5 protein-coding genes and 1 pseudogene are annotated in these 9,265 nt (G+C 38.7%); 5 read left to right on the forward strand and 1 reads right to left on the reverse strand.

The annotated features are described in order from the left end of the window. Window positions 1–704: 704 nt before the first annotated feature. Entirely contained in the window at window positions 705–2,345 is a 1,641-nt protein-coding gene (locus BP549_RS05530) for a HEAT repeat domain-containing protein (RefSeq protein WP_292378820.1), read from the forward strand. 327 nt (window positions 2,346–2,672) lie between these two features. Here BP549_RS05530 and BP549_RS05535 read toward each other — a convergent pair whose 3' ends face one another. Then, window positions 2,673–3,356 carry a hypothetical protein gene (locus BP549_RS05535; protein ID WP_292378822.1) on the reverse strand — a complete coding sequence of 228 codons (684 nt, stop codon included), beginning with the start codon at window positions 3,354–3,356 and terminating at the stop codon, window positions 2,673–2,675. A gap of 1,081 nt (window positions 3,357–4,437) precedes the next feature. Here BP549_RS05535 and BP549_RS05540 point away from each other — a divergent pair. From BP549_RS05540 to BP549_RS05555, 4 genes and pseudogenes are all read left to right on the forward strand, one after another. After that, complete coding sequence (locus BP549_RS05540; protein ID WP_292378824.1) at window positions 4,438–5,511, forward strand: hypothetical protein; 1,074 nt, start codon at window positions 4,438–4,440, stop codon at window positions 5,509–5,511. 243 nt (window positions 5,512–5,754) lie between these two features. Further along, on the forward strand, window positions 5,755–7,101 hold the full coding sequence (locus tag BP549_RS05545; RefSeq protein WP_292378827.1) for a DUF7343 domain-containing protein: 1,347 nt from the start codon (window positions 5,755–5,757) through the stop codon (window positions 7,099–7,101). Window positions 7,102–8,053: 952 nt separating this feature from the next. Then, a complete protein-coding gene (locus BP549_RS05550; protein WP_292378830.1) occupies window positions 8,054–8,995 on the forward strand; it encodes an ABC transporter ATP-binding protein in 942 nt (313 codons plus the stop codon). Window positions 8,996–9,004: 9 nt separating this feature from the next. After that, window positions 9,005–9,265 (forward strand): annotated as a pseudogene (locus BP549_RS05555) (hypothetical protein); the annotation flags it as partial.

Genomic DNA, 9,265 nt, shown 5'->3' on the forward strand with positions numbered 1-9,265 from the left:
TTTCATGGGAATCTATAATGGCAGATCTGCCCATTTTTTATATAGGGTCTTCCCAAATCAGTGTTAAAACTAAGGATATAGAATGCTTATTTTGGGTAATAATATATATTTAGAATTTCCCCAACAAAGTTACACTTCAAAAATTAATTATTTTGGAAAATAATCAATAATAATCTTTAAAATCAATAACTAATCAATATAAAACCTTTATTTTTTCATAATTTATGTTTATTTATAACTAAGGCGCTTGATATCATTTTCATCCATACCAAATTCAATGATAAACACAAGGAAAAATGCTGTTTAATCAATTAAAGCATCTAATCTATTTAAATAACAAACAGGTCATTTAATGAATGTAATTTAATTGGGGAAGGGTTGGTACTATAATTTGTATTAACAATCTAAAACTTCATATATCTTAGAATGTAATATATTAAAAAAAGGAGAATGATTCGGACTGAGTTCTATGGTGTAAAAGAGGGGGCATTTTGCACTTTCCAGTCTCAGAATTAAATAAATGAGCTTAATTATATATGGATTTACTGGCACCATGCTAGGAAACCGGGAATTGAAAAGTACCGATTTTAGAATTAACGGACTGAAGGACACTCTATTTATTTTTATCCTATTGGGCTGCATTTCACAAAATATTTTGTGACTGATCCAGATAAAGCTTTACACTAATGGGAGATAGAAGGAAAATGGATGAAAATACAAAGAATCTTATTAAGAAATTGGAACGCTCAGTTTTTGCAGGAAACCGAGCAATTGCTGCTGAAGAACTTGGAAAGCTAGGAGACCCTTATGCTTTACCTGCACTAATTGAAGCTTTGGATGACTCAAACCCTAAGGTAAGAGCTGCCGTTGCAGAATCCCTGGGGAATTTCAAAATATCGGGAGCTGTCCCTGGCCTTATAAAGGCACTTAATGACTCTGAAAGTCCCGTTAAAAAGACTGCAATTGCTTCCCTTGAAAAAATAGGCACGCCTGAGGCCACCTCAGGTATTATTAAAGGATTCGGGGACAGAGACAAATTTGTTCAAAAGGAGGCAGTGAAATCTCTGATGAGGATAGGTTCCAGAGAAGCGATTTATGGCCTTGAGAAAGCCCTGTCTTATCCGGATGATTCATTGAAAAAGATTTCAATAATAGCTCTTGGGAAAATCGACACTTATGAAGCTGCTCTCTGCCTGGTAAGAGCAATTGAAAATTCGGATACTAAAATAAGGCAGCAAGCCGTCGAAACCCTGGGAAAAAGGGGCAAATCAGATGTACTTGACGAGCTGATGGAAATCCTCAGGGATCAAAGACAGCCTGTACAGGAAGCTGCGTCCGAGACCCTCTGTAAAATTGTAAGTGCGTCAACTTCAGTTCCTGTGCTTATCAGGGCACTCGGAGCTCCAAGCAGGGATGTGAGAAAAATTTCAATTGAGACTCTCTGGAAGATAGGAACGCCTGAAGCAGTTTCAGGACTTTTGAGAGCCTTGGATGATCCTGACTGGTATTTGAGAAGTCGCGCTGCGGAGGCTCTGGGAGATATTGGTTCTCCTGAAGCGGCCCGGGGGCTGGTTAAGGCTTTTGAAACCTATGAAAATTCCGCAAGGAAGGCGATTACCTATGCTCTTGGAAAAAACGGGACTCCTGAAGCCATAGAAGGGTTGGTTAAAGCTCTTAACGACCCTGATAGCTCAGTCAGGGAATCAGCAGTTCTGGGCCTTGGAAAAGCAGGCACTTCTGAGGCCATCTCAGGTCTTTTAAGAGCTCTTGATGACACTAAAGCAGCAGTAAGAGAAGCTGCGGCTTCCGCACTTGGTGACCTCAAAGCGCAGCAGGCTGTTCAAAAATTGGTGGAAATTCTTGAGAATCCTGAAAGTATGATGCAAAAAGCCGCAATCTGCTCACTTGAGAAAATCGGTACCCCTGAGGCAGTTTCAGGGCTTTTCAGAGCTTCTGAAAGTCAAGATGCCTGTGTACGAAGGGCTGCATTGAAAGCTCTTGAGAGAATTAATAGATCCAATTCCTCATCTGCAACTGATCCTAATGAAGCCGAAACCCATGGTGTCGAGCCTATCCTGAGGGGCTGCGTGAAGGGTGATGATTCTAAAGTTCCGACTGAAGCTTCTAATTTTTCAGGTGATATCTGCAACATGAATTCTCTTAAGGAGCTTGAACTCTCAATTTCTGTTGAAGAAACCGAGGAGTCCAGAGCCCACCAAAATACAAGCCCGAATAAGAAACAAGGTATTGGTCTGATCTGTCCATATTGTTCCAGAAACCTTAATTTCCCCACTGCCCCGAACTTCTGTCCTTTCTGCGGGATGAAATTGAAGTTGAAATACTAGCCGCTTTTCCCGGATATGACGAAAGGAATTTAAAAAGCTATAGAGTATAAGAGCCTGAGACCTGAAAGTGCCATATAAATCACAAGAAGGAAGAAAAAATCTTCCGTTTGCTATTGCTTTTGTTTGCTATTGCTTTGTATAGTGAATCCTGAACTTATTTCTTTATATCACTTCTCAAGAGAGTATTTTCCTTTTCGATAAGTTACAGTTCTTCGTATTCTGAAGGTTCATCAAAAGATTCGGCTCCTTTTATATCTTCCATCAGAGCTGTAAGTTCCGTAATCTTGCTGTTGAGCTGTCGTCAATTCGTGTTTCCGTTTTCGTTCACTATGGCTTTAAGGAGCTCAATTTCTTTTTAATGGAATCCAGGACATTTACCTGCTCATGGGTGAATAGGACTTCTTTGAGCTCTGCTGCAGTCGAGGCTTCACTCGCCTCGGTGTATAGGGATTTAATTTCAGTGATCTTTTCGTTGAGCTCTTTAGCTCTGTTGCTTTTGCCGGCTTCCGTAAGCATTGTCTGCTCAGCTTCGAATTTCTCAGTTATATTCTGGAGCGAATCCAGGACAATGGCCTGAAAGTCAGTGAAATTTTCCTCAGTTATTTTTTCAAGCAGGGAAGAACAAAATCCATGCTTTCCGTCAGGTTCCTTTTGCATTTCATCAGGGGCTATATGTCTTCTGTCAGGATTCATGCCATCATTTACCTGCCTGTCGCTAGACAAAACCTTCTGGAGGTCGGATATATTCGAGACCTTACTTATCTCGCTGTAGAAATTTTGCAGCTCAGTAATTCTCTTACTGATTGAGTCAAGCTCTGTCTGATCCTCGGTGAAATTCTCCTCGCTTATATCTTCTTCAGGACTAGAAGGATAAGATCCTGAAGCATACAGTGGATCCGTAGAATTTATCAGGGTTGCATCTTCTGAAGCGAAAGCCCCTGAAGGGATGATACTCAATATAATCATCACCATCGCAAACTGGGAAATTGACTTTAATAATTTTACTGTCATAGCTTACCTCAGTCAGTTACTGTTTTTTCTTGTTTTTTGTCTCGCGGCTGTTTAGCTATTTACGTCCTGAAATTAACTGGCTTAAATATAAGCTTATTTTCAGAAATTAAACAATTAAAGGAATTTAATTTTAAAAATAAACTTTTTTGGGCTCTGTAGAAAACCTATCTAAATCAGCTATAATAGGCTGAAAATAAGGAAGTCAAAATAGGTGTCAAGATATTCATTTAAAATTTATAAAAATTCTTTATTTCAGAGAATTTCTACAGAGCCAGTTTTGGGATGAGCTTATTATCTAACCTCAGAACAATAGAAATTTTATAATTTCAGAATAAAAGCAATTTTTATTTAAAAAGTGATTTAATGTAAGAAAAAAGCTCAATTTGGATTATTCAAGGAAAATAAGCCTTTAAAATGAACCACTTAAGGGTCCTAAAGGATTAAATCCCAAAATAATCCCATTTAAAGTGTGAACTGTAAATTTAATCCGTTGATACTCCTGAAAAAGTAAGTATTCTTTTATTTTTAAATCTAAATATAGTATCTTCTGTCAGGAACATATCGATTAGTAACATCCCACAAAAGACCCAGAGATATTCCACCATAATACAATTTTGCCGTAATCGAAAACGGTCAAACTATTTGAAAAAGCATCAAAGAAGATCACGAGGAGACCATGTATGTATCAGACCTGCAATATTAATTCGGTAGTTCCTGACTCAACTCTTTAATGAGCAATTTAAATAATTTTAAACCTTATAAAATGAAAATATATATAACAGGGATAAAAATGCCTGATAACCCGGGGATAAATTGCTGATTTTGCAACTGTCCGAGTATTCCAAAAATTGCCAGGCTTCTTTCAAGTGACACCTCAATCCGAATTCTTAAATTGCTTAATAAGAACTCGATGTCGACAGGAAATCACAAAATTGTAATGGAGTTAATTATAAGTCTCAAATTTTTTTGAAGAATTTCCATTTTTTTAAGAAAAGCCTTTAAAATAACCAAGTATTAATATAAGAACTCAAATAAAAAGTACAGTCCAGCAATGAGTTCTTTCCATAGGACGTGGCCCATTATGAAAATTAAACTTCTTTCCCTGTTTCTCATACTTGCAGGAATTATCATTATCTCAGGCTGTGTTGATGAGGAGGCTCATGTATTTACAGATGCTCATGTCTTTACAAATGAAGCTCCTTTTTTGCGGCTGAATCCGCAAGCAAATCTGTTCAGGATTATTCTTTATCCCTATATAGGGCTTCTGAACCATGGAGAACCTGAGATGACTGGAGTGCATCCCCCTGCTTTACTGCCAGGTTTTCATCCAGTCCCGGGGTCAATGCATAATCTGAAAGGTGCAACATCTCTCCTTGACAGAAATATCGAGAAGGCAGAGACTATTTCAGTACGGCTTGAGAACGGGATTGAGAACTATAAAGCAGAAGGGGAAGATGTTAGCAGACTTGAAGTCCTGCTTGAAGAATATAACCTTCTTATAGAAGAGGCAAAGCATTATCGGGCCCTTGCGGATTCAGCCGCAGGAAATAACAGCTCAATTGCGAATTCGAATCTATATAATAATTCATCCGAAAATCTGGAAAGAGAGTACTTGATTCAGTCTCAGGGCTGTATGATTCAAGCTAATTATATTCTGAGAGATATTTTTGAAGAACTCAGTCATATGGCAGTTAGAAGCGAGGAACTAAATAACACATCCAAGCTTGTTTCGGTAGGAAACGGAAAAGTTCTTCTAATGGGCAGTTTCACCTTGAATATGCATTTAGAAGATGGAGAAATGGCAATACTGGGCCTTTCCACAGATTCCGAGATTGACATAAATGGGGATTACACATTTGAAGAGAAAAATGAAGATCATGAGAACGTGCGCCTGTACCACATTAATTCTGCCGATGTGAAGGTTTCCGGCTCCAGTAAGACAGTAATGTTAAGAGATGAAAACATTACCCTCACTGCAGATGGGGAAGGTTATGCAGCTTTTCAGGGAAACGGTACATATAGAGTTGAAGAGGCAGGCAGGACAGTAAAAGAAGAAAAGTGGGGTAAACCTCTATTTGACGATAGAATGAATTCCGGAGAATGTGGGCCCAATGGAAAAGGCAATGATGTAAGAGGATGCGGGCCTGACTGGTAAGGATGATAATACCGAGTACGGACATGAAGGAAGGATAAGATTATAAGAATGGACCTGATGGAAAGAGTAATGATACGAATCTGTCACAGGTAAGGAGTAATACTACAGATGCTAAGAGCTTATCCGGAAATATAGAGCAGAAGAAGCTTTTATTCCAGAGAGGCCTAAAATTTAAAGAGAATTATTAAAAAGGTCTGAATAATAGAAAACCAAAATGTAACATGTAACTCTGGGTTTATCGAAATGAATCTGAGGATTTATTTTATTTGTATCGCTGCCGTACTTGCTTTAACTGGATCTGCCTTAGCGAACAGCACGTCAACTGTCCATGGATCGGTGTACGGTTGGGACACTTTCGAGCCACTGGAAAATGCTATTGTGGAGGTAAATTCCACTCCCTCGCAGTCTATGGTGGCAAAATACGGCCTATATTCTTTTGATCTAGTACCTGGGGATTATAAAATTACGGCCAATTATTATCAGAATAACACTCTTACTTATTCGACAGAAGAAACTCTCAAGATTGAAAATGAAGGAAACTACGTACTCGATCTCCTGCTTCTTCCGGTTTATTCCAAAGAACTGATGGGCAGTCCCGAAGTAAATAAATTTTCCAAAAATGTGAACGAGGCCGCAGGAAACTCGTCCTCAAATAAACTCAATTCGCTAACAGATGTAGCCGCAAGTCAGATGAACGTTTCTGGCAAAAATAATTCAAGTAGCAAGAATTCAGCCGACCAGAGCAAAATCGGTTCTATAAATACGAACTATCCGCTGATAGCTCTTTTACTCCTCTTCCTGCTTACAGCAGCAGGTTATCGTTTTTCCAGAATGAATAAAAATATAGAGAAAAATCAGCCTCAAAAAATGGCATACAGAGCCTCAGATACAGGAACAGCTGGAAAAGGACATACGATAGGGGATTTTTCTGAACCCGTTAAGGTGCCAAAATTCTCAGGAGAAGTACATAATAAAAGGGCAGAAGCTCATCCCAAAAATATAGAGCCAGAACTAAAGCTGGATTCTGAGGTACAGGAATCTAAGGGAAAGCCCTTAGAAAATGCATCTGCAGTAGAATCAGTAGATTCTGTAAAAGAGCCGGTGAAAGAGCCAGTAAAGGAATCTCTGCAGGAGCCAGTACAAGAATTGGTAAAAGAACCTGTGAGTGAACAGATGAAAACGCCAGTAATGAACTTATCGCCTGAGATCCCGAATGAGAAATTGCAGGAAGAGGCGGCAGAAATTAAAGTGAGTTCTCTGGAAAACGAAACAAAAATGACTGAATCTGAGACTCAAAAAGAAAAACAGGGTATTTCATATGAAGAAAATGATAATAATCCCGTAAAAAATCCTAAAACTGAAGTTCCTGCATCCAGAAAAAAGTTCCCGCTTCCTACCGACCTTCAAGAAGTCATGGATATTATTCGAGGTCAGGGAGGCAGGATTACACAGAAAGACTTGCGCAGCAAGCTGAAGTATTCCGAAGGAAAGGTCAGCCTCATGCTTGCAGATCTGGAAAGAAGAGAACTGATTGAAAAGTTCAAGCGGGGACGTGGGAATGTTGTGATCCTGAAAGATGAGGAGCGTTGAAACTCAGTACTTCCCTTTCTCATTGATTTTATACCACTTTTATACTCAAAATTGATAACTGCTCATCGGAAACTTATTGAACCCTGGTTACTTCTTGAATTCAGATAATTTATCTGATAACTTCTGGAATCTAGATTACTTCTCGAATTTACCCGGTTGGTTTGGCAATAAGTCTAAAAAATTTATAATCTTTGGAAAATTCTTGCCTTTAAGTTTCAGGTGAAATTCCCAAAACCGGGCCAAAACACTAAAAATAGAACTCTAAACCTTGGTTTTATAGAAGAAAATAGTTTTTATGGAAGGCCTGAAGGTTTCTTGAGGGAAAATTCTTCAAATTATACTTTATTGAAACCTATTTTTACATTTAAAGGACTATTAAAGATTAAATTGAATAAGTATTCTCCATAAAAGCTTCATCTATAAATTAATTTCATTATATTCTCTGTTTTTAGCTAAGTATGTTTTTATTATTTAATACCAATGAAGGAGATGACTGCCTTCTCCTCGAAACTGACAAGTAAGGCATTTCATATTACAGGTGTCTTAATCCTGTGGGGCTCAATGGAAAAGGAGCAAATAGAAGTAGGAAACCTTGCCATTTTCAGGGATCTTCAACTCAACAATAAAATCCTCCCATTTGAAAAGAGATAGAAGTAAACAGTCAAAACTACACTCCCGAAGATGAGGCACTGTGTATTTTGCAGGCGCCTCAAAAACGAGGATCAACTATTAACTTATTACTTATCCTATAATTTAACTTATTACTTATCCTATAATTTAACTTATTACTTATCCAATAATTTAATAAAGACCGTTAAATAACAGTAAAATCAAATGACAATGCAAAAAACCCTATAATGATACGCTATATTAGATGTTTCAGGCAGAATACGAAGAAAAAGCAAAACTACTCAGGCAACCCTGAAGCACGGATATGATTTAGAGGGTATGTATGAAACTTACTGAGATTATTGAGATATTTAAGACAAAGTTAAATGCCTCATACATTTTGAATTCGCTTGAAAGAGCAGCGGATTTCTACAATGAATCGGACAATGAATCCGAAAGAAACGATCCAGGGGAGATTTTAAAAAACAGCCCGTACAGCAGTCCAGCCAGTAATTTTGCTAAAAGTCTGGATGCAGAAAATATCTCCAGAAATAAGGAGGTTCCGCTTATCAAGCTGACCAATGTCTGGAAACTTTACCAGATGGGGGAAGTTGAGTTTGCAGCGCTTAAGGGAATAAATCTTGAGATTTATGAGGGGGAATTCCTTATAATCCTTGGCCCAAGCGGAAGCGGGAAAAGTACCATGATGAACCTGTTGGGCTGTCTGGACATACCATCAAAAGGCACTGTTTTCCTGAATTCAAAAGACATCTCTAAACTTGATGAATCTGAACTCGCCATTATCAGAGGACAGATGATTGGCTTCATATTCCAGAGCTTTAACCTTCTTCCAACCCTCAATACTGAAGAAAACGTTCTGTTGCCCTTGGAGTTTCAGGAAGAGGATCGGCAAATAGCCCGAAGAAAAGCCTCATATTTGCTTGAGATTGTCGGGCTCTCTGAAAAGAAAAAGAACCTTCCTTCCCAGCTTTCAGGCGGGCAGAGGCAGAGAGTTGCAATAGCTCGCTCTCTGGCTGTAAACCCACCTATAATCCTTGCAGATGAGCCTACAGGAAACCTAGACAGCAAGACCGGAGACTATATTCTGGATTTTCTTGACGGGCTTAACAAACGAGAAGGTAAGACAATTATAATTGTTACCCATGACCTTGAACTTGTAAAATATGCAACAAGGGTTGTGTACATCCGAGACGGCGAGATTGAAAAAATCGAAAAGCAAACGAGAAATGAACCAGGTACGGAAATCGAATCAAATCTGAATTGAGGAATTAAAATGAAGAAGTTCTTTTTATTAACCTTTTTACTGCTGCTTTCAGTATTTATATGCCTTGGAGCCGGCACAGCATTTGCTTCTAATGGGGATATTAAATCTGCATCTGTGGACGTAAACCTGACTAACCAGAACCCTGATGCTGCTCGCCCTGGCGAGCCTGTTGAACTCACGCTCAGCGTGCAGAATGTAGGAAACGCTGACCTGAAAGATATTACTGTTACAGCGAATTCTGAATATCCTTTCAATAAGGTTTCCGGAGAA

Source organism: Methanosarcina sp. UBA289 (genome assembly GCA_002496565.1).
Lineage (GTDB): Archaea > Halobacteriota > Methanosarcinia > Methanosarcinales > Methanosarcinaceae > Methanosarcina.